The organism is Streptomyces pseudovenezuelae (assembly GCF_001513955.1).
GTDB classification, from domain to species: domain Bacteria; phylum Actinomycetota; class Actinomycetes; order Streptomycetales; family Streptomycetaceae; genus Streptomyces; species Streptomyces pseudovenezuelae.
In genome coordinates this window covers 710712-732205 of the sequence record NZ_KQ948149.1, presented here as the reverse complement: position 1 = coordinate 732205, position 21494 = coordinate 710712, and the positions used below count along the sequence as shown (strand labels likewise).

The following is a 21494-nucleotide window of genomic DNA, read 5'->3' as shown; positions in this document are numbered from 1 at the left end:
GCCCGGCGGGCGTCTCACGCCCCCGGTGTGTAGCTTTTCGCCGCCTCCGACGCCCCGGCCTCCCGTACGACCTTCATGCCGCCGGTGACGTTCTTGTCCGGCTGGAGGATCACGCTCTCGTGGGAGGACGGGGACTTGGGGTCGGTGAAGTCCTGGGCGACGCCGAAGCCGATGTCGTAGGAGTCGATCGACAGCAGGGCCTTGTCCACGCCCTCCCTGGTGAGGTCCTTGCTCGCGCAGGCCTTCTTCAGGGCCTCCCCGAAGGCCGACACGGCGGTCCAGCCGGCCACGATGCCGTTGTCCAGGGCGTCCTTCGGGTAGGCGGCCCGGTAGTCGGCGACCAGCTTCTTCGCCTGCGGGGTGTCCGCGCCGATGGGGAGCGAGGGCGAGGCCACGTAGTAGTTCTTCATCAGGGCCGGGCCCGCCTGGGTGGCCAGGAGCTGCGGTGCGAAGGCCGAGTTGTTGCCGATGACCGGTACGGCGAAGCCGCTCGCCGCCGCGACCCCGACCAGCGAGGCCGCCTGCCGCGGGCCCGCGCTGATCACGATCGCCTTGACGCCGGCCTGCTTGAGGGCGGTGACCTGGGCGGTCATGTCGTTGTCGGTGGGCTTGATCTTCTGCTCGACGACGGTCAGCCCGGCCTGCTGCGCGATGTGCTTGGAGCCGACCAGCGCGCTCTCGCCGTAGTCCCCCTCGAAGTAGACGTGGCCGATCCTGTCGCCCTTCTTCACCCCCTTCTCCTTGATCAGGAAGTCGACCGCGTTCATCGTCTCGATGTCGTACGTGGATCCGATGACCCGGATGTACGGGCTGCCCAGCAGCGCCGCCGACCAGGCCTGCGGGAGCACCAGCCCCTTGTCCTGGCCGTCGATGCGCTGCTTGACCGCGGCGACGAACGGCGAGCCGATGAACTGCGTGAAGCCCAGCACCTTCGGTTCCAGCTCGGTGTAGCCGGAGACGGCCTTCTGCGGGTCGTAGCCGTGGTCGCGGACCGAGAGGGCCACCTTGTAGCCGCAGACGCCTCCGGCGGCGTTCAGCTGCTTCACGTACAGCTGCTGGGCCTGGGTGACGCTCTTTCCGAGGGTCGCGTAGACGCCGGTCATGTCGGTGAGCGCGCCGAGGGTGATCGTCTTGCCGGAGATACCGATCCTGGTCTTCACTCCGCCCGCGTCCGCCCGGTCGCCGTCCCCGCCGGATTCCTTGGCCTTGGAGCTGCATCCGGCCAGCACCAGCAGCGCGGCGAGCGCGCCCGCGGCGGCCCTGGCGCCGTGTGTCCTGATCATCGTTCCTCCCTTGGATGGGTGGTGCCTCGACGCCGTACGGCCGTCCCGACCAGACCGCCGGGCAGGAACAGCACCACCAGCACGACGGCGGCGCCGTAGAGGTACCGGGATGCCTCGCCCGGTGCGATACCGCCCGTGCCGGGGGCGGAGACCAGCGGCAGCGCGTCGCTGTAGCGGGTCAGCAGCTGCGGCAGCAGGGACACGAACACGGCCCCCGCCACCGCCCCGGAGACCGAGCCCAGCCCCCCGATGACGATCATCGCGAGGTACTCGAGCGAGAGCGTGATGCCGAAGTAGTCGGGTACCGTCCTCTGGAAGACCAGCGCGAGCAGGACGCCGGCGAGGCCCGCGTACATCGACGAGAGCACGAAGACGGCGGCCCGGTGGCGGGCGACCGGCACGCCGAGCACTCCGGCGGCGATGCGGTGGTCGCGGATCGCGTTCATGGCCCGCCCCGGACGGCCGCGCAGGACGCCCCGCGCAAACAGGGCGCCGGCCGCCAGCAGGACCAGACCGGCGTACCAGAGCTTCTCCGCCGACCCGAACGGCACGGCGGCGACGAGGAGTTCACGGTCGTCGAAGGTGAGGCCGAACAGGCTCAGCGGCGGGACGTCACGGCCGTTGGCGCCGCCGGTCAGGTCGTGGGCGTTGAACATGACGTGCTGGCCGATGAAGACCAGCGCGAGGGTGGCGATGCCCAGGTAGGCGCCGCTGAGCCGCCCGGAGATGGGGCTGAACAGGCCGCCCGCGACACCCGCTACGAGCACCGCGAGCACCGCCGCGAGCCAGGTCGGCAGCCCGAGCCCGGTCAGCCCGTCGCCGCCGTCCGCCGCGAACACGCAGTAGCCGTACGCGCCGACGGCGAGGAAGAAGGCGTGTCCCATGGAGAGCTGGCCGGTCGCCCCGGTCAGGAGGTTGATGCCGATCGCGCCGACCGCGGCGGCCATCGCGAACAGTCCGGCCTGGAGCCAGAACCGGTCCAGGTAGAAGGGCAGCGCCAGCAGGACCCCTGCTCCGGCGGCGCTTGCGTACGTACGTGACCGGACCGCCCGCAACGGCTTGACCAGGGCCTCAGACACGGGCGAGCTCCTTCGTGCCGAACAGTCCGGCGGGCCGTACGAGCAGGATCGCGACCATCACGAGGTAGGGCGCCAGGTCGCCCAACCCACGGCCCAGGAAGGTCAGATCGCTCTGGTAGCCGGTCGCGAGGGATTCCGTGACGCCGACCGTCAGGCCGCCCACCAGCGCACCCGTCGTCGAGTCCAGCCCGCCGAGGATGGCGGCCGGGAACGCCTTGAGCGCGGCCAGCGAGGTGGCCCGCTCCAGGCCCGGCGTCGGGAACACGGTGAGGAACAGGGCGGCCACGGCGGCGAGTCCGCCCGCCACCGCCCAGGCGCCGAGCGACACCCGCCCGAGCCGTACCCCCATCAGCGCGGCCGTCTCCGCGCTCTCCGCCGCCGCCCGCATCGCGATCCCCCACGCGGTGTACCGGAACGCCAGCAGGAACGCGGTGATGAGCAGCGCGGCGGCCACGAACGCGGCGATCCGGGTGTGGGCGAGCGAGATCGGCCCGGCCTTCAGCACGGCGTCCCCCCACGGGTCGCCGAGCGTGAGGACGTCCGTGCCGATACGGCGGGTCAGCTCGGTGGTGAGCAGGATGTCCACGCCGATGGTGACGATGGCCAGGACACTGTGGTCGCTGCCCCGGTAGCGCCGCATCACCAGGAACTCCACGGCGGCCCCGACGAGGGCGGCACCGGCGATCCCGGCGAGCAGCGCGGGCCAGAAGCCGATGTCGTCGTGCAGGACCGCGGTGACGTATCCGCCGGCCAACAGCAGGGACGCGTGGGCGAAGTTGACCACCTCGGTGGCCCGGAAGATCACCACGAAGCCGAGCGCGATGAGCGCGTAGACCGACCCCAGGGAGAGGCCGTTCAGCAGGATCTCGGCGAAGGTGCTCATGACGCGGCCCCCAGGTAGGCCTCCACGACGGCCGGATCGTTCTGTACGTCGGCGGGGGCGCCGTCGGCGATCCGGCGCCCGAAGTCCAGTACGGTCACCGCGTCCGCGAGCCGCATCACCACCCCCATGTCGTGTTCCACCAGCACGATCGAGATGCCGAGACACTCGCGCACACCGGCGATCACGGCGGCTGTCCGGCGCCGTTCGTCGGCGGTCATGCCCGCGACCGGCTCGTCGAGGAGCAGCAGGCGGGGTTCCATGCACAGCGCCCGGGCGAGTTCGGCGAGCTTCTGCTGCCCGTACGGCAGGGAGCCCGCGGGCCGTGCCAGGCAGTCCGCGATGCCGACGAACTCGGCGATCTCCCGGACGCGTTCACGGTGGAGCCGTTCCTCGCGGGCCGCCGAGGGCAGCCGGAGTCCCGCGGCGAGGAACCCGGTCCGGGTGAGCCGGTGCCGGCCGAGGAGCAGACAGTCCTCGACCGAGGCGCGGGGCGGCAGCGCGAGGTTCTGGAAGATGCGGGCGACACCGAGGGCGGCGATGCGGTGGGCGGGCATGCCGGTGAGTTCGTGCGCGCCGAAGCGGACGCTGCCCCCGGTGGCCCGGTACACCCCGGACAGGACGTTGAAGCAGGTGGACTTTCCGGCGCCGTTGGGGCCGATGAGGGCGTGGACGGTGCCGGGGCGGACGGTGAAGCCGACGTCGTCGAGGGCGGTGAGTCCGGCGAAGCGGACGGTCAGCCCGCGGACCTCCAGGGAGTCCATCGCGCTCACCCCTTCCATCTCGTGAGGGTCCGGTCCGTCGTCCGGTCCGCGTCGGACGCCGCGTCCTCGTCGACCACGCCGAGGTAGCGGCGGCGGACCTCGTCGGAGGCGGCGAGTTCGGCGGCCGGGCCCGACAGGGTGACCTCGCCGACTTCGAGGACGTACGCGCGGGTGGCGAGCCGCAGGGCGAGGGCCGCGTTCTGTTCGACGAGGAGGACCGAGGTGCCCTGGGTGTTGATCTCGCGGACGGTGTCGGCGATCCGCCGGGCCATGAGCGGGGCGAGGCCGAGGGAGGGTTCGTCGAGCAGCAGGACGCGCGGGGTGGCCATCAGGGCGCGGGCGACGGCGAGCATCTGCTGCTCGCCGCCGGAGAGGAGTCCGGCCCGCTGGTTCGCGCGTTCGGCGAGCACGGGGAACAGTTCGTGGACCCGGTCCAGGGCCGCGGAGCGTCCCGCGCGGGTGCCGCCGAGGGCACCGGCACGGAGGTTGTCGGCGACCGTCATGCGCGCGAACACCCTTCGTCCTTCCGGTACTTGGCACACCCCGGCGGCGACCACCCGGTCGGGCGGAAGCGCGTCAAGACGGCGGTCGTCCAGGGTGACCGTGCCCTCGGTGACCGCGCCGCCGTGGAAGGCGAGAGTGCGGCTGATCGCGCGCAGCAGCGTGGACTTGCCCGCGCCGTTGCCGCCCAGCACCGTCACCACGGCGCCCTCGGGCACCTCCAGGGACACCCGGCGCAGGGCGCGCACGGGGCCGTATCCGACCGACAGGTCCCGGACGACCAGTCCGGCTCCGGTCATGGGCTCCCCCTCCGTCCGCACTCGATGTGGCGCTCACCCCAGCACCGGTGCGGGCGGGCGTCCACGGCCCGCGGCGGAATCGCTGCGGGTGCCCAGCGGGTCGGTGCCACCGTTGTGCTCCCGCACAACACTGCGTGTCAGGGGCCTGTGCGCGGCCGGGCCCCGGTGGCATCCTCCGGTCATGGGAGGGCGACGGCCGCGGACCGGTCATGACTGGAAGCTGCTCGCGGAGTCCTGCACGGCTCTGCTGGATCGGGTGCCGGAACTGGTCGACGAGCACCTGCGACAACTCACCGACCACTCCCCCCTCTACGGGCAGGTGCTGGCGTACGACCAGCAGTGGCGGGAGGCGGAGGAGGCGATACGGATCGGCATCGAGACGATCTCCGCGCCGCGGGACTCACCGCGCCGCGACCTGGAGTACGCCGAGGACGCGGGCCGGCGCCGGGCCCACCAGGGGCTGCCCCTGGACCTACTGGTGCACGCCTACCGGAACGCCGGCTATCTGGTGTGGGACGCGCTCGTGGAGGGGACCGCCGGGCGGGAGCCGGAGCGGCTGGCGGCGCTGATGCGGTCGACGACGATGGTCTGGTCGGCGGTGGACGCGCAGGCGCAGGCCGCGTCGGAGGCGTACCGGGCCACCGAGGCGGAGCTCAGACGGCGTACGGACGAACAGCTCCAGGCGCTGCTCGACGCCCTGCTGGAGGGACAGGCCACTCCCGGGCTCGCGGCCCGGGCGGCGGCGGGGCTCGATCTGCCGGAGCACGGGCCGTACGCGGTGGTGGTGCTGCGGGCCGAGCGACGGGAGGCGGCCGAGCGACCGGTGCGGGGCGCCGGGTTCCGGTTCATCTGGCGGATGCGGGCGGACGGTGAGGTGGCGGTCGTGGCCCTCGCGCCCGGTCAGGGCCTGGACGGTGTGGCGCGTGCGCTGGAGGGGCGTTGTTCGGGGCCGGGCGGGATCAGCCCGGTGGTGCCGGGGCTCGCCGAGCTGGGCCGGGCCCGGCGGCTCGCCGAACTCGCGCTGCGCACGTGTGCGCCGGACGCCACCGCGGTCGTACGCCTCGATCAGCGGATGCCGACCGCGCTGGTGGTGAGCCAGCCGGAGCTGGCCGACCGGCTGGTGAAGGACGTGTTCGGCGCGCTCCTGGAGCTGGAGCCCGCCGACCGGGCCGTGCTCCTGGAGACCCTCGACGTGTGGCTGGTGTGCGAGGGTTCGGCGGGCCGGGCGGCCGGGCGCCTGTACTGCCATCGCAACACGGTCTTCAACCGGCTGCGACGGCTGGAACAGCTCACGTCCCGGTCGCTGGCCCGGCCCCGGGACCTGATCGAGATGACGCTGGCGCTGGACGCCTACCGGTTGTCGGGGGCGCGGGGGTGAGGGGGGCCGGTGCGGCGGTGAGGGGCGGGACCTGCGCCCCTCGGCACCCCGTTCAGACCAGGAAGTCCCGGCCGATCCGCTCCGCCACGTCCTCCAGGATCGGGCCCGCCTCGGCGATGCACCGCTGGATGTCGGGCTCGGCGTCGGTGAGGGGGTAGACGCGGCGGATGCCCGCCCGGCCGAGGGCCTCGGGGGGCAGGGCGAGGCGGCCGCAGACGGCGACGACCTCCTTGTCCTTCGCGCGGGCGGCCGCGGCGACGCCCGCCGGGGCCTTGCCGTGCAGGGTCTGCTCGTCGAGGGAGCCCTCGCCGGTGATCACCAGGTCCGCCCACTCCAGCGCGGGCGCGAAGCCGAGGACGTCGAGCATGACGTCGATGCCGGGGCGGAACGCGGCGCCGAGCAGGAGGGCGCCGTAGCCGATGCCGCCGGCCGCGCCCGCGCCCGGCGAGGCGGCGTACTCGGCGGCCTTGGCGCCGACGGCCCCTTCCAGCACCTTCGCGTAGTGGGCGAGGGCGTTGTCCAGGGCCTCCACGTCGTCCGGGGAGGCGCCCTTCTGCGGGCCGTAGACGGCGGGGGCGCCCTTGGGGCCGGTCAGCGGGTTGTCGACGTCGCTGGCCAGGATGAACTCGACGGAGTCGAACCGCGGGTCCAGCTCCGAAAGGTCGGCCGAGGCCAGGTCGGCGAGGCCACCGCCGCCCGGGGCCACGGGCTCGCCGTCGGCGTCCAGGAAGCGGGCGCCGAGCGCGGAGAGCATTCCGGCGCCGCCGTCGGTGGTGGCGCTGCCGCCGACCCCGAACACGATCGTGCGGGCGCCGGCGTCCAGCGCGGCGCGCAACAGCTCCCCGGAGCCGTACGTCGACGCCGTCAGCGGGGCGAAGACGCCCGCGGGCAGCCGCTGCAGGCCGCTGGCCTCGGCCATCTCGACGACGGCGGTCTCCCCGCGGACCGCGAAGGCGGCGGTGATCTCCTGCCCGAGGGGCCCGGCGACCGCCACCTCCCGGCGCTCGAAACCGGCCGCGACCGCCGCGGCGACGGTGCCGTCCCCGCCGTCGGCGACCGGCAGCGACTCGACCTCCAGGTCCGGCACGACCCGGCGCAGCCCGGCCGTCACCCGCTCGGCGACCTGTACGGCCGTCAGCGAGCCCTTGAACTTGTCCGCGGCGATGAGCACGCGCTGTGTCACGATTTCCCCTTGCTCTCCGGGCCTCTCGCACGTCAAGGCCAGTCGCGCCGCTGCGACCTTAACCGCAGACGCCCCCCGGAGTCATGCACCGCCCAGACCCTGAGAAGGCCCTGCGAACCCTCTGTGCGGTGCTGCGGAATGGGGTGAACCGGAGCTATGACCCTTGTGGGCACTGAGCCAGAGCTCGCCGACCGCATCCACGGGGGCTGGCTCGGCGGGGCGCGGGCAACATGCTCGGCAAGCCGGTCGAGCAGGGCGACCTGTGGACGCGGGACCGGATCGACCGCTACCTGCGGCAGGCCGCCGCGCTGCCCCTGACCGACTACCTCCCCGAGCCCGTCGGCGACAGCGACGGCTTCGAGCTGCGGCCCGAGTGGCGCGAGTGCGTGCGCGGCCGTATCCACGGCAGCTGCCGCGACGACGACGCCGACTACGCCGTCCTCGGCCTCCGTTCACCGCCGAGCGGGCCGCCTACCGCAACCTCGCCAACGGGCCGAAACCGCCGCTGACGGCGACGTACGACAACCCGTGCCAGGAGTGGATCGAGGCGCTGATCCACGCCGACATCCACGGCTGGACCAGCAGCACGGCGCAGGTCGCATCGAGCGTGCAGGCGACCGCGACGAGGTCGTCAACGATCACAGGACGAGTGCATCGCTCCATCTCCACGAGAGCGTCGGCCGAGATCGGGTGATCGAGCATCCGGAACGCTTAAACGGCGAAGTCACCAGGGGCGGCCGGTGCGCTGGGCGGCGTTGTCGTCTTCCTCGCCCGGCAGCAGGGGCCGGTGCGGGCGTTTGCGGTGCGGGGTGACCATCCCGCAGTTGAGGTAGGCGCCCTCGCCCAGGACGGTGACGCCCTGACAGTGCTCGGCCATGCCGGAAGCACGCCAGGCATGGGCGTCCGCGGTGGTGCCCGGCACCGGCCGGGCCGCGGCGATCACCAGACGGGTGCCAGCATCCCCGATGACCTGCACGTTTGCGGAGAACCGGTAGTTGCGTGACGAGGAGCCGACGTTTCGGTCGCGGACCGGGACCAGGGTGCCGTCCACGATCCGCAACCGGTCGGCCACCTCAGCCGCACGGGAGACCGGCTCCAGGGCCGGCAGCGGGCCGAGCCGCTGGACGACACGGCAGACCGTGGAGGACGAGACCCCGAACAGCCGGACCCACCTGCCGCATCGTCAGGTTACGGGCACTTTCATTCCGAACAGATTCTCCGCATTTCGGAATGCAATCTTCTCCTTGTCTTCGCGTGGCAAATCGACTCCGCGAAACCAGTCGGTCTGCTCCTTTATGTCCGCGAACGGGTAGTCAGTTGCGAACATCACTCGATCCACGCTTATGTACTTCAGCAGGAGATCGAGCAGTTCGGTCTGGGGAAATGCGCTGGTTGTGACCCAGAAGTTGTCCTGGAAGTATTTCCCGATGGGCTTCTCGAGCGAGTCTTTGGTCGGCTCGCCCATGTCATTCACGATCCGTTCGTAGTAGAAGGGAAGACCTTCACCCATGTGGCCGATGATGATTTTCAGCTTGGGGAATCTGTCGAAAACCCCGTACGTGATCATCCGAATACATTGGACCAACACCTCCTGGTGCCAGCCATATCCAGACCCACTGAAAATGTAGTCTTGGTACTCTTCCGTATATTTGGACCGCGTGGTGCTGTAGTAGATCTTGAAGACCTCGTCAGCTGGATAGCCGGGATGCAGGTAGATCGGCACATCGAGAGCAACGGCACGTGCCAGCACAGGCTCGAAATCGGGATGGTCGAGATACTTCTTCGCGATGTGTCCGTTGGTCAGTGCACCCAAGAAGCCATCTTCCCGAACCGAGCGTTCCAGTTCGTCCGCCGCCGCCTCCGGGCTCCGCAAGGGCAAGGTGGCGAAAGCCTTGAAGCGGTCCGGATATGTGGCGATTGGCCCGTCTACAAGTTGCCGGTTAAGACGATGGGCAAGGTCGATGCCCCTATGCCCAGGGACATTTTGCACGGAGGGCGTATGAGCAGAGAGGATTTGAACGTTGAGTCCCCCCGCATCCATATCGCTGATGCGGCGTTGGCCTAGATCCGAAAGACCGATTTCCTCAAGGAACGCTATGTGATCCTGATTGATGGAGTTCAGCTTCAACAACGTGGGAGTCGAAAAGGTCTCCTCCGTGCCGATGAAGGGCAGGTCCTGGTCCCGCCGTAAAATTTCCGAAGTCCTGTCCGAAGTCTTGTCCGAGGTCTCGTTCTCGCTCGTTTCCGAGAGAATGGCGTGCGTGGACAATCCGGCACCAATGCCAAGTGCCGTGCTGGCGGCGAGAAAGCCGCGGCGCCCCATGGGCTTCATGTCAGTCCCTCTCTTCAGGCGTTTGTGTGGTGAGGTATCCGTACGGCATCTGTCTGAGAGATGCTTCAGGGGGTCTTCGCGCGTCCGCGTGCGCGTTATGCGGGCCGGCCGCAGCGGGCCCCGCACTGTTCTCGGCGTGTGACCCTGCATGCGGCGACAGGGAATGCCGTCGCCAGCGCCCTGGTGGCCACCCCGAACCTCCGCAGTGGATTATCAGGCTCCGGCATAGCCCCAACGCTAGGCCCGATTCCGTGCTGTTTCGTCATACTGCGGTCGTCATCCTTCGGGAGACAGGCGGCACGACGTTACTTCGACGGGAGTACTCTCCGGATCGCCGTTTCCGAGTTTCGGTTGGGAGTGATCAGCCGGGCTGATCGCGGCGAACCGTGCTGGTTGGTCGCTTGCCGTCAGGCGAGCACGGCTGAGGCCCGACGCTCGGGTGGGGTGCTCCACCAGGGCCGGGTAGCGGAGATCCGCAGGTAAGGGCGGCGCCCGCCGCGGGTGATGCGGGCGGCTGCGTGCAGCGGCCGATAGCGGAGCTTCTCCGGCTCGACGGAGGCCAATTCGCCGTTCAGTAGCAGAACTTGGGTCCAGGTGAGCAGGGTTGACGGCGGTCGGAGCAAGCTCCAGCCAGGCAGCGTTGATGGCGAAGTGGCGGGAGGGGAAGCGGCCGAGACCAGTGTTCCAATCTGACGGCCGCGGCACGTGTCAGGTGGTCGAGGCAATTGCTCGGGTGACGGCCGTGATCGCCGGGGTGGGGCGGCCGGGGAGTCGCGCCACGAGAACCCGGCGGATCTCGGGAGGTGCGCCTTCGACGTGCAGCAGGCTCACCCCGGGCGGCAGGATCGGCGAGAGCCGCGAGGGTACCGTCGTCACCCCGAAGCCACCGGCGACCAGCTGAAGCTTCGTCAGCCAGTCGCGCGCGCGGTGGACGACGTCCGGCCGTCCGGGCAGGCCGGGCCAGACGCCGAGCAGTGGCTCGGCGTTCGTCGACGGGGCGGCAATCCACGGGGCGTCGATCAATTCGTCGACGTGCACCGCGGTGCGGCCGGCGAACTCTCCGGTCGAAGGCACCGCCACGACAAGTTCGGTGTCCATGACGGTCTCGGCGTGCAGGCGCGGCGACTCGCCGTCCAAAGGCCGGTGAGGCGGGCGGGACGTCAGCACGGCAAGGTCGATCGAGCCCGCTCGCAGTGCCCGGACCAGGGAGGGCGTGGTGCCCTCGGTAGTCGTGACCGTGATCTGCGGGTCGGTCGCAGCGAGGCGGGTGAGTGCGAGAGGCAGGATGGCCGCGCCCGCGCTCAGGAACAGTCCGAGCCGCACCAGTTCGGTACGCGGGACGGTGCCGGTGAGGTCGCGCTCGGCCGCCGTCAGACAGTCCAGGATCGTGCGAGCGTGGCGCAGCATAGTCAGACCCGCGGGGGTGAGCCGCACTCCGTCAGGGCGGCGTTCGAACAGGGCGGTGCCCGCGCTTCGTTCGAGGGCGGCGGCCTGGCGTGAGACCGCCGACTGTGTGTATCCGAGCCGGGTGGCTGCTGCGGTGAAGCTGCCGGACTCGGCGATCTGCCGCAGGACCCGCAGGCCTGTGCTGGAGATGTCCATGCGAGATACGCATACCACAGATGCGAGGTCGTCGCTTCCCGCATGCCCACCGGGTTCCTAGTGTCGATCCCGACGAACACGGACGAACACGGAGGTCATCACGTGCGAGCAGCAGTTCTGACGCAGTTCGGTGCCCCGCTCACGGTGCGGGAGGTCCCCGACCCCGAGGCCGGCGGCGGCGAGGTGGTGGTCGAGGTCCTCGCCGCCGGCGTGGCGCCCTACGCGGCTGAGGTCTTCAGCGGCGAGCGGAACTACCCCCTGGTCCCTCCCGTCGTGCCCGGGGTCGGCGGCGTGGGACGGGTCGTCCACGTGGGCCCCGACGCCACCCGGCTGCGCCCCGGCGACCTGGTGTGGTGCGACTCGACGGTGCGCGCGCGGGATGACGCCCTGACGCCCGACATCACGCTCCAGGGCTGGAGTTCCCGCGGCGAGGGCGGCGCGCGCCTCGCCCGGTACCTGCACGACGGGTCGTTCGCCGAGCTCATGCGGGTCCCGACGGAGAACGTCTTCCCGCTCCCCGCAGCGGCGGGGGACGACCCGGCCCGCTGGGCCGCGCTCGGCGTGCACGTCATCCCTTACGGCGGGCTGCTGGCCGGCGGGCCCGCAGCCGGTGAGACGCTGCTCGTCAGCGGGGCCACCGGCAACCTCGGCAGCAGTGCGGTCGCGGTGGCGCTTGCCATGGGCGCGGGTCGCGTGGTCGCCCCAGGCCGCAACCAGGCCGCGCTGGACCTGCTCGCCGACCGGTTCGGTCCGCTGGTGCGCCCGGTTCCGCTCACCGGGGACGAGGCCGGCGACCGCGCGGCGATGTCCGCGGCGGCCGACGGCCCGATCGACATGGTGATCGACCTGCTGCCGCCGAGCGCGCCCAGCTCGGCAGCGCGCACGGCAGCCATGACCGTGCGCGAATACGGCCGCGTCGTTCTCATGGGCGGCGTCGGCATGCTCGGCGGCGACGACCTCGCCCTCCCGTACCCATGGATCATGCGCAACTCGATCACCGTGCGCGGCCAGTGGATGTACCCGCGTACAGCGAACGTCGGCATCATCCGGCTCCTCGCCTCGGGCACCCTGGACCTCGCCACCGAGCGGGTCCGGTCGTTCGGCCTCGACGCCGTCAACGAGGCCGTCACGTACGCCGCCTCACACGGTGGCCCGTTCGACCGCACCACCCTCACCCCACCGGCTCGCTGACAAGCGCGCCTTCGCCTGGCTGCACCGGTTCAAGCGACTCCGCATCCGGAACAGGACGTGTGTCAGGTGCCAGGGCGAGCACGCCACGCATCCTGCAGCGCCGGCTGCACGTCGTCCCCGAGAACGAGGTGTGTCGTCCTGCCCGGCAGGGTGGGCAGCTCCGCCCAGTGAGTCACCGTGTCATCGTCGGCAAGACCGTAGGGCAGCCGGACACATCCGTCGGAGTCGACGAAGCAGTCCCTGTGTTCCGTTCCGTCCTCACTGAAGTGCCGAGTCGTGAAGTACATCGGCCTCACCAGCCAGAACGCCTCCCCCAGCGCGTTCTCGGACTCAGCGCTGTCAGCCGGGTACCGGCCCGTGATCGCCGCCGCCACCGGTACACCCTCCCGCGGCAGTCGTTCACGGGCGTCAATCCAGGTCGTCTGCGTGTTCAGGTGCGCCATCCCTCTCCTCGGTCGAGCGGTCGGATGCCTGTTCCGATCCCGGCATCCGGTAGGACTGCCCTGGGCTTGCGCAGGTTGAGTGAGCCGGGACGAACTCGGACCGAACACTTCCAGCTGTCTGCCCTCCCCCTGAACGCAAGCTGAACCCGCCCCGAAAGTCGGCCCGAACTCAGACAGTCCCAGGTGTCACAAGCCCTGACTCGTATGCCAGGATCACCAGTTGCGTCCGGTCCCGTGCCCCCAACTTGCCCATGATCCGGCTGACATGGGTCTTAGCGGTCAGCGGGCTGAGTCCCAACGCGTCGGCGATCTCGGGGTTGTTGAGACCGCGCGCGACCAGCGCGAGCACCTGCCGTTCCCGTTCGGACAGCCCGCTCAGCCCGCCCACCGCGGGGGTCGTCCCGGTGTTCGGCGCGCGCAGAATGCGGGCGATCAGCCGCGAGGTGGGACCGGGCGAGAGGAGGGAGTCCCCCGCGGCCACCGTGCGGATGGCGTCGAGGAGTTCGGCCGGCCCGATGTCCTTCACGAGGAAGCCGGACGCCCCGGCCCGCAGTGCCTCGACGATGTGCTCGTCGGTCTCGTACGTCGTCAGGACGAGCACCCTCACCCCCGCGAGATCCTCGTCGGCGGCGATGAGCCGGGTCGCCTCGATCCCGTCGAGGTCAGGCATGCGGATGTCCATCACGATGAGATCGGCCCGCGCCGACCGGGCCAGCGCCACGGCCTCCCGCCCGGTGCCCGCCTCGGCGACGACCTCCATGTCGCCTGCCGACGAGACGAGCATCGCGAAGGAGGCCCGTACGAGGTTCTGGTCGTCGGCCAGCAGAACGCGGATGGTCATCGAACCTCGTCCTCCCGGGACAGCGGCAGTGTGGCGGTCACCTCGAACCCCTCGGCGGGCCCCGGACCGGCGTCCAGGGTGCCGCCCACGCTACGGGCCCGCTCCCGCATTCCGACGAGCCCGAACCCCGGTGTGCCGTGGGACGGGCCCGCCCCGCCGCCCCCGCCCGTCCCGTCGTCCCTGACACTCACCCGCAGTGCGCCGTCCGCGGTCCACAGACCCACTCGCACGGTGAGGTCCTCGCGGCCGCCGTGACGTACGGCGTTGGTGAGCGCCTCCTGCACGATCCGGTACGCGGCGGCGCCCACGGAGGGCGGGATGTCGTCCGCGCGGACGGAGAGTTCGACCTTGGCCCCTGCCACCCGGCCGGTCTCCGCGAGAGCGGCCAGCCCGTCGATCCCGGGCAGCGGCCCCCGCATGTCCTCGGCCCCGGAAACAGAACCGGGCACGGAACCGGGCCCCGGATCCGCGTCCACTCCCACGACCGTGTCATGCGCCCGCAGCACCTCCAGCGTCGTACGCAGTTCCCCCCGGGCGATCCGGCAGGTCCCCGCGATGTCGTCCAGTGCCTGGGCGACGGCCTTGCGGTCGAAGCGCTCGGGGTCGGCGGTGAGGACATGGGCCGCCACGGACGTCTGCACGCCGATGAGCGTGATGCTGTGGGCGAGCAGGTCGTGCAGGTCACGGGCGACCCGCAGCCGTTCCTCGGCGACGCGGCGCCTGGCCTCCTCCTCCCGGGTGCGCTCCGCCCGTTCGGCCCGCTCGACGATGGAGGCGACGTACAAGCGGTAGTAGCGGACGGCGATACCGACGACCAGGACCGCGATGATCCAGCCGGAGATCTCCAGGGCATCCAGCGCCCCGTCCGAGTCGGTGAGGCCGTTGCTGATCAGTGTCGGGACGAGGACGGCGACACCGGTGAGCAGCGTTCGGCGTACGGTGCCGGTCGCCGCCACGGTGTAGAGCGCCAGGACGATCGCGGGGGCGGGCAGGGCGGGGTTGTAGTCGAAGGCGTAGTACGGAGCCATGCAGGCCACCACCCCGAGCAGGGCCACCGACGGACTGCGCCGCCGCCATACGAGGGGCACGTGCCCGGCGAGCAGCAGCATCGAGCTGAGATGGTCGGGCCGGGTCCCTTCGCCGCCCGTCAGGGCGATGGCCAGAGCGAGCACGGCGACGCACAGGGCGAGGACCGCGTCGTTGCGGGTGCGGTGCGGTGCGGTCAGCGGTTCGCGGTTGACGGCGGACATGATGCGCTCGACGCGACGGGACCGCCCGCCGCTACCCGCCGCCGTCTCCGCCGCCCACCGGTCGCGTACCCCTGTGGTCGTTCCCCGTTCTTCCACGGCTCCAACTTCCGGTACTCGTGCGGGAACCCGGGCGCCCCTCCGGAAGAAGAGGCGCCTGGGCGGGCCCGCCGGATCAAGGTGCACGATCAGCGTGCTCGGTCAGAGCGTTCGATCGAGGCCTTCGGTCAGCGTGCTCAGGGTGTACTGACCGTTTCCGGATGCCGGGGGGGGCTCGGTCGGTCCGCCCCTTCCGCTCGACGCGGCCGGTTCGGCCGGCCCGGGCTCCCGTGAGAGCACGCCCGGCCACCACACCTTCCGGCCCAGGGCGACGCTGGCACTGGTCACCAGATACGTCCTTACGAGGAAGGTGTCGAGCAGGACGCCGACGGCGATCACGAAGCCGAGCTGGACCAGCTGCACCAGGCCCATGTTCGTCAGCACGGCGAAGGTCGCGGCGAGGACGAGTCCGGCGGAGGCGATGACGCCGCCGGTGGTGCGCAGTGCGGTGAGTGCCGCCGTGGCCGGTTCCGCTCCCGCCAGGGACTCCTCCCTCATCCGGTGCATGAGGAAGATGCCGTAGTCGACGCCGAGGGCGACCAGGAACACGAAGGACAGCAGTCCGAGCCCCGGGTCGGTGCCCTTGAGGCCGAGGAGCGGTTCGAAGACCAGTCCGCCGATCCCGAGGGAGGCGCCCCACACCGCGACGACCGCGACCACCAGGAGCAGCGGTGCGACCAGACTCCGCAGCAGCCCGATCAGGATGAGCATCACGCAGACGAGGACGAGCGGTACGACGATCTTCGTGTCCCGGGCGTTGGTGTCCTCCAGGTCGATCTGCTGGGCGCTGTCCCCGCCGACGTAGGAGCCCTTCAGTTCGTCCCGCAGGGACTTGATGGTGGCGCTCTCCCCCGCCGACTGCGGCGCGCTCTTCGCGAAGACGGAGATCTCAGTCCAGCCGTCTCCCGTACGCCCCTTCTCCGCGCCGGCGACTCCCGGTGTGCCGCGGACGGTCGCGAGGGTGTCGTCGGCGCGGTCCTGCGGGGTGATCACGTCGATGGGCTGGCTGCCCTGCTCGGGATAGGCCTTGGCAACGGTCTCCATCGCGACGACGGACTCCGGCTTGGTGACGAAGGAGTCCTCCTGCTTGAGCGCTCCCGGCAGGTTGAACGAGCCCAGGGCGAGGGCGCCGAGCAGTACGGCACCGCTCGCCAGGACGGTCAGGGGCCTGCGTCCGGCAGAGCTGCCCATCGCCGAGAACAGGCTCCGCCGCTGCTTGGGCGTGCTCCCGAAGGCGGGCACGAGCGGCCAGAACACCCGCCGTCCGACCAGCACGAGGACGGCGGGGAGCAGGGTCAGCATCGCGATCAGCGCGCACAGCACGCCGACCGTGCCGAGCGGGCCCATACCCCGGCTGCTGTTGAGGTCGGCGGCGAGCAGGCACAGCAGTCCCGCGGCGACGGTGCCGGAGGAGGCGAGCACCGCGGGCCCGCAGCCGCGCAGGGCGGCGACCATGGCCTCGTACGGCCGCTCGATGCGCCGCAGCTCCTCCCGGTAGCGCGCGACGAGCAGCAGCGCGTAGTCCGTGCCCGCCCCGAACACGAGGATCGTCATCACACCCGAGCTCTGCCCCGAGACGGTCGTGCCGAAGGCCTGGTTGAGGCCGTAGGCGACGCCCATCGACATGTAGTCGGCGATCCCGGCGACGACGAGGGGCACGAGCCACAGCACGGGGCTGCGGTAGATCAGGATCAGCAGTACGGCGACGACGGCGACGGTGGTGTAGAGCAGCGGTCCGCCGAGCGGGTCGTAGACCGCGCCGGAGTCGGTGCCCAGCGCGCCGGTGCCGCCCACATCGACACTCAACCCGCCCTCGCCCTGGGCGACTTCACGAACATCGGTGACGAGCTTGTCCTGCTTCTCCTCGTCCGCCCCGGGCTCGTTGCTGGCGATGGGGTACATCAGGGTCGTGCCGTCCTTGGACGGAATCCCCTCGGGAGCACCGCCGATCAGCTCGTGCTGCCGGGTGATCTCCGCGACCTGCCCGGCCGCGGTCTTGCGGTCGGCGGCGCTGAGCCCGCTGTCCCGGTGGTAGACGAGCACCATCTCCGTGGTCTCGCCCCCGGGCAACTTCTCCTCGATCTTCGCCGCTTGTGTCGAGTCCGCACTCGCCGGCAGGTAGTCGGTGATCTTGTCGTGCTGCACGCTGCCGAGCTTCGCGGCGAACGGCCCGACGAGCGCGATCACGGCAATCCACAGCCCGAGCACCGCCCATGGAACGGCTCGCCCGCGCCGCGGCCCAGGCCTCGTCGTAGCGGTTGTCTCTCCGGCCCTCATTGACCGATCTCCCTCCGGGTGACGTCTGCTTCCGTCCCCAGACTTCCGGTCAGAACCACGGCTTTCGTCGGGCGGGAGGGCGAGGTGACGCGTACTGCCAGGGGCGACGGCGGTTGCGGGTTACTCCCTGGGGAGTAGGAGGTCGTTTTCTCCCGTTGTTTCATCCCGGTCCGCAGATCTGATCCGGTGCTGTCGGGTCGCGCCAGGTTCGAGCGTCGGCGTCGGGCCCTGTACTTCGCTCGTCCGGTGGACCCTGACGAACACTCAAAGCGGCAGTACGGTTTATGTGAGTAGCGACTAGCTGCAGGGGTGGCCGTGATCGCGAAAACCCGCACGAAGGTCGAATACGAACCTGTGAGGGGTTCGTGAACGGGGCTGGTCCTCAGCGGACCGAGTCCGGGCGCCGCAGGTGGGTCTGCGATCCCACCGGGCGATTCGTAACAGAGGCCGGCCCCGCGGCGGCCTTCGTGAACGGGGCTGGTCCTCAGCGGACCAAGTCCGGGCGCCGCAGGTGGGTCTGCGATCCCACCGGGCGATTCGTAACAGAGGCCGGCGGCCCCGAGGCGGCCTTCGCGACCGGGGCTGGTCCACAGCGGACCAAGTCCGGGCGCCGCAGGTGGGTCTGCGATCCCACCGGAGGGCTCGTGATGGAGCCCGGTCCCTTCGTGAAGAAGCCCGATCCTCCGCCGGCTGAGGCCCCGGGCGATCGGCTCCGCAACCCGACGAACCACTACAACCCACCGACGGACGGTGCTCCATTCGGCGCAGGGAGGCACCAACCGGACGAACACCGGACGATGGACCTCGCTGAGGGCATCGCCTATGGGCAAGTCGCTGACGACTTCCTGCGGGGAGACGTCGTGACGGGTCTCGCGAGGAGTGCGGCCGTTGGAACTGCAACAAGGGGTGGTGTTGCTGCGGGGGTCGCGAAGACGGTCCTTTTCTGTGTGCACCCCGCTTCGTTGATCGTCGCGGTGACCGACATGTTGTGCGCCCGGCCGAATGCGCCGAAACCCACCAACCCGGAAGTCGTACGCAACGCCGCGATGAACACCCTTCTCGGGGCACTGCTCGGTCACCCCGGACGGTGATCCCGGACAACTCCGCTCGTAGGACCCACCGACACACAGGCGCCCTGGCGGACCCGGATTATGAATGTCCGTCCCTGCCAACAATCGAGCGGCCATATCGAGTGGTACGAGTCGCATGGCGTCCTGCACTCGTGATTCAGCCCGTTGATGCAGGTAAGCCGCTCAGCGGGGACCAGCCCCGACCCTCAGAGGTCCGTGGCGACGGGGGAGAGCCTGGCGGGGTCGGTGGAGGCCCTCACCACCAGGTCGGGGGCCAGTCGTTCGGACTTCACCTGCTCGCCGTCGAGAAGTCGGACGAGCAGATCCACGGCGAGACCCCCCATCTCGTGCATGGGGGAACGGACAGTGGTCAGCGGGACGGGCAGCTCCCGTGCCAGTGGTGTGTCGTTGAAGCCGGCCACCGCCACATCCTTGCCAGGACGGAGTCCATGGTCGCGCAAGGTGCCCAGGACGCCGATCGCGGCGAAGTCATTGACGGCGAAGACAGCGGTCGGCCGGGTTCGCCCCCGCAGGAGCTGTTCCGCCGCCTGGCGGCCACCGGCGGCGTCGAAGTGGGAGTGGACGATACGGGAGGAGGGGAGCCGGATCCCTGCCTCGCGGTAGCGGTCGCGGAATCCCGCTGTCCGGTCGATGCCTGTGCTGGCATACGGTTCACCGGCGATAACCGCTACGCGTTCGTGTCCGAGCTCCAGGAAATGCTCCGCGACCAGTCGGCCGCCAAGATAGTCGTCGCAGGTCACCGAGGGGTGATTGCCCGCTCGCCGGTTGACGAGTGCGAAGGGGATCCGGCGTTCGGCGATCTCGTCGATGAAGCGGCCGTCGATGTGGGCGTCGCCGAAGATCAGCCCGTCCACACGACGGGAGAGTGCCACCTCGGTCCGCGCCTTCTGCTCGCGGGGTTCGTCATGGCTGTTCATGACGAACGTCGACAGGCCCAGGCGGGTGGCCGCGTCCTCGATGCCCTCGTAGATCGTCGCGAGCACGAGATCGGACAGACGCGGGACGATCACGCCGATCAACTTGGTGCGCCGGGTACGCAGGCTTGCGGCATGAGGATTGGAGCGGTAGTTCAGTTCCTCCGCGACGCGGCGGATCTCATCCGCCTTCTCGCGCGAAGCCGCCCTCCTGGCGTCCTCCGAGGTGCCGTTGAGCACCCGGGAAGCCGTGGACACATCAACCCCCGCCAGCTGCGCCACCGTACGCAAAGTGGCATGGCGCTGTCCCTCACCTTGGCCCACCGTGCCGCTCCGCCTCTCTCCGCGCCGGTTCTTCCACAAGACTATTGACAACCACCTCGCCCGGCGCCTTTCATCATAACTACAGACGCACCCAATCGATTGGGTGAACGCTCGTCGCACCTCGTTCAAACTTCGGCGGCCGCAGCTCGCCCTCCCTCACCTCCCAGTTACGCAGTCGATCGATCCACAGTTACCCAATCGATTGGGCAACGATGACTCTGCCCACCCAATCGATTGGGTCCAGAAGGGGACACATGAACCCGCGATGCAGGACCGCTGACGGCGGAGCAGTCACCCGGACGCCCCGGACGTCTCCGCCGGAGGGTGCCGGCTTCTTCGCCGGGCACACGGTCCGTGGGCTGGCCGAGCAGCTGCGCTCCGGTCGGATGTCCCCGCAGGACCTGGTCGACCAAGCCCTGCAGGAAGCCGCGAGGCTCGATCCGCAGCTCGGCGCGTTCGTGACCGTGGACACCGAAGGAGCACGGGCTTCGGCATACCGGGCCGCACGGGAACTGGCCGACGGAGTCGACCGAGGACCTCTGCACGGCGTGCCCGTCGCGATCAAGGACAACGTGGCCACCGCGGGCCTGCGCACCACCATGGGCTCCCGCCACTTCGCGGATCACGTGCCCACGCAGGATGCTGATTGCGTGGCCAGGCTTCGCTCCGCCGGTGCCATCATCCTGGGCAAGACGACGACACACGAGTTCGCCTACGGGCCGACAGGGGACCGTTCGGCGAACGGGGCCGCCCGAAACCCGTACGGCACCGAGCGCATGTCGGGCGGCTCCAGCGGTGGCTCCGCGGTGGCGGTCGCCGCCGGCATCGTGCCGCTGGCGCTGGGTACCGACACCGGCGGTTCGGTGCGTATCCCGGCGGCGTACTGCGGGATCGTCGGCCTCAAACCCACCCAGGACGCGGTCCCCACCGACGGCGTCTTCCCGTTGTCGCCGTCCCTCGACACGGTCGGAGCGCTGGCCCGTACCGTCGACGACTGCCGACTGCTGTGGGAAGCACTCGTGGGGCCCCGACCCGGCGGGCCCGGCGCTGCGAGGCAGACGCACATGACCTCACGACTGCGCATCGGATGGATCGACCCGGAGACGCTCTTCCCCACCGACAGCGCCGTGACCGGCGCGGCGCACGGGACCCTCGATCTCCTGGGGCCGGACGCGGCGCAGGTGGACGAGGTGGCCATGCCCGCCGACGCGCTCCTTCCCGTCTACTCGACGATCCAGGGCGCGGAGGCGTTTTCCGTACACGCCGACCGGATGGCCGCGGCGCCCGACCTGTACGACGAAGAAGTCCTGGCCCGGCTCCGGGACGCGGCCCGTGTCGGACGGGCGGACTACTACGAGGCGCTGCTCGTCCGGCGGCGGGCCCGCGCCTCCCTCCTGGACCTGCTGCGCCGCTACGACCTCCTGGCTCTGCCCACGGTCCCGATACCAGCCCCGTTCCTGGAAGCCCGGACGGTGCCCGCGGCCGGCGGGAACGTCGATGTCCGCACGGCCTTGCTGTCCCTGACCAGCCCCTGGAGCATCGCGGGACTCCCTGCCCTGACGACCCCTGCCGGCTTCGTCGACGGCCTACCGGTCGGACTGCAACTCGTCGCACCACCGGGAGGCGAGCACCTGCTGCTGGCTACCGCCGCGGCTCTGCACCACGCCGAATGCCGACTGCCGATCCCCCCGAATCCCGGCCTCACCGGGCCGGTGCCCCGTACCCCCCGCACCACCGCAACCACCCCGCTCTGAAGGGAGCACCCC

At 70.5% G+C, this 21494-nt stretch carries 16 protein-coding genes and 3 pseudogenes; 4 read left to right on the top strand and 15 right to left on the bottom strand.

Annotated elements, in window-relative coordinates:
* Nucleotides 1–14: 14 nt before the first annotated feature.
* The 5 genes from AQI94_RS27450 to AQI94_RS27430 are packed head-to-tail and all read right to left on the bottom strand — an operon-like array spanning nt 15 to nt 4806.
* The gene (locus tag AQI94_RS27450; RefSeq protein WP_031042067.1) at nt 15–1283 is read right to left on the bottom strand and encodes an ABC transporter substrate-binding protein; all 1269 of its coding nucleotides are present in this window, start codon (nt 1281–1283) and stop codon (nt 15–17) included.
* Entirely contained in the window at nt 1280–2362 is a 1083-nt protein-coding gene (locus AQI94_RS27445; protein ID WP_031042064.1) for a branched-chain amino acid ABC transporter permease, read from the bottom strand. Before AQI94_RS27445 ends, AQI94_RS27450 begins: the two co-directional genes overlap by 4 nt.
* Entirely contained in the window at nt 2355–3245 is an 891-nt protein-coding gene (locus tag AQI94_RS27440) for a branched-chain amino acid ABC transporter permease (protein WP_031042061.1), read from the bottom strand. Before AQI94_RS27440 ends, AQI94_RS27445 begins: the two co-directional genes overlap by 8 nt.
* On the bottom strand, nt 3242–4006 hold the full coding sequence (locus AQI94_RS27435) for an ABC transporter ATP-binding protein (protein ID WP_107064228.1): 765 nt from the start codon (nt 4004–4006) through the stop codon (nt 3242–3244). Before AQI94_RS27435 ends, AQI94_RS27440 begins: the two co-directional genes overlap by 4 nt.
* A 5-nt stretch (nt 4007–4011) precedes the next feature.
* Nucleotides 4012–4806 (bottom strand): ABC transporter ATP-binding protein, encoded by a 795-nt coding sequence (locus AQI94_RS27430; RefSeq protein ID WP_031042056.1) that lies wholly within the window; start codon nt 4804–4806, stop codon nt 4012–4014.
* 181 nt (nt 4807–4987) lie between these two features.
* Here AQI94_RS27430 and AQI94_RS27425 point away from each other — a divergent pair, with 181 nt between their 5' ends.
* Nucleotides 4988–6184 (top strand): PucR family transcriptional regulator, encoded by a 1197-nt coding sequence (locus AQI94_RS27425; RefSeq protein ID WP_031042054.1) that lies wholly within the window; start codon nt 4988–4990, stop codon nt 6182–6184.
* Nucleotides 6185–6236: 52 nt separating this feature from the next.
* Here AQI94_RS27425 and AQI94_RS27420 read toward each other — a convergent pair whose 3' ends face one another.
* The gene (locus tag AQI94_RS27420; protein ID WP_062229977.1) at nt 6237–7355 is read right to left on the bottom strand and encodes a glycerate kinase; all 1119 of its coding nucleotides are present in this window, start codon (nt 7353–7355) and stop codon (nt 6237–6239) included.
* A gap of 168 nt (nt 7356–7523) precedes the next feature.
* On the opposite strand from AQI94_RS27420, the pseudogene AQI94_RS43140 reads away from it, so the two are divergent.
* Nucleotides 7524–8013, top strand: a pseudogene (locus AQI94_RS43140) (ADP-ribosylglycohydrolase family protein); the annotation flags it as partial.
* A gap of 87 nt (nt 8014–8100) precedes the next feature.
* On the opposite strand, the pseudogene AQI94_RS27405 reads toward AQI94_RS43140, so the two are convergent.
* The 4 genes and pseudogenes from AQI94_RS27405 to AQI94_RS27395 all read right to left on the bottom strand — a co-directional run.
* A pseudogene (locus AQI94_RS27405) lies at nt 8101–8557 on the bottom strand (IS5/IS1182 family transposase); the annotation flags it as partial.
* Entirely contained in the window at nt 8551–9699 is a 1149-nt protein-coding gene (locus AQI94_RS27400; RefSeq protein WP_031038137.1) for an amidohydrolase family protein, read from the bottom strand. The gene AQI94_RS27400 and the pseudogene AQI94_RS27405, both read right to left, overlap by 7 nt.
* Before the next feature lie 407 nt (nt 9700–10106).
* Nucleotides 10107–10383: pseudogene (locus AQI94_RS45780) on the bottom strand (transposase); the annotation flags it as partial.
* 24 nt (nt 10384–10407) lie between these two features.
* The gene (locus tag AQI94_RS27395) at nt 10408–11301 is read right to left on the bottom strand and encodes a LysR family transcriptional regulator (RefSeq protein WP_031038140.1); all 894 of its coding nucleotides are present in this window, start codon (nt 11299–11301) and stop codon (nt 10408–10410) included.
* 102 nt (nt 11302–11403) lie between these two features.
* Here AQI94_RS27395 and AQI94_RS27390 point away from each other — a divergent pair, with 102 nt between their 5' ends.
* Complete coding sequence (locus AQI94_RS27390; protein WP_031038142.1) at nt 11404–12492, top strand: alcohol dehydrogenase catalytic domain-containing protein; 1089 nt, start codon at nt 11404–11406, stop codon at nt 12490–12492.
* Nucleotides 12493–12554: 62 nt separating this feature from the next.
* Here AQI94_RS27390 and AQI94_RS27385 read toward each other — a convergent pair whose 3' ends face one another.
* The 5 genes from AQI94_RS27385 to AQI94_RS27365 form a co-directional block, all read right to left on the bottom strand.
* Nucleotides 12555–12935, bottom strand: a complete 381-nt coding sequence (locus AQI94_RS27385) for an AQJ64_40280 family protein (RefSeq protein WP_031038145.1) — start codon at nt 12933–12935, stop codon at nt 12555–12557.
* Between the two features lie 169 nt (nt 12936–13104).
* A complete protein-coding gene (locus AQI94_RS27380; protein ID WP_031038147.1) occupies nt 13105–13776 on the bottom strand; it encodes a response regulator in 672 nt (223 codons plus the stop codon).
* Complete coding sequence (locus tag AQI94_RS27375) at nt 13773–15026, bottom strand: sensor histidine kinase (RefSeq protein WP_225890271.1); 1254 nt, start codon at nt 15024–15026, stop codon at nt 13773–13775. The genes AQI94_RS27380 and AQI94_RS27375 overlap by 4 nt, the downstream gene beginning before the upstream one ends.
* A gap of 198 nt (nt 15027–15224) precedes the next feature.
* Complete coding sequence (locus tag AQI94_RS27370; RefSeq protein WP_225890270.1) at nt 15225–17399, bottom strand: MMPL family transporter; 2175 nt, start codon at nt 17397–17399, stop codon at nt 15225–15227.
* Between the two features lie 1276 nt (nt 17400–18675).
* Nucleotides 18676–19686: a LacI family DNA-binding transcriptional regulator gene (locus tag AQI94_RS27365; protein ID WP_225890269.1), complete on the bottom strand. Its 1011-nt coding sequence runs from the start codon at nt 19684–19686 to the stop codon at nt 18676–18678.
* Between the two features lie 428 nt (nt 19687–20114).
* On the opposite strand from AQI94_RS27365, the gene AQI94_RS27360 reads away from it, so the two are divergent.
* On the top strand, nt 20115–21482 hold the full coding sequence (locus AQI94_RS27360) for an amidase (protein WP_063760149.1): 1368 nt from the start codon (nt 20115–20117) through the stop codon (nt 21480–21482).
* Nucleotides 21483–21494: the final 12 nt, after the last annotated feature.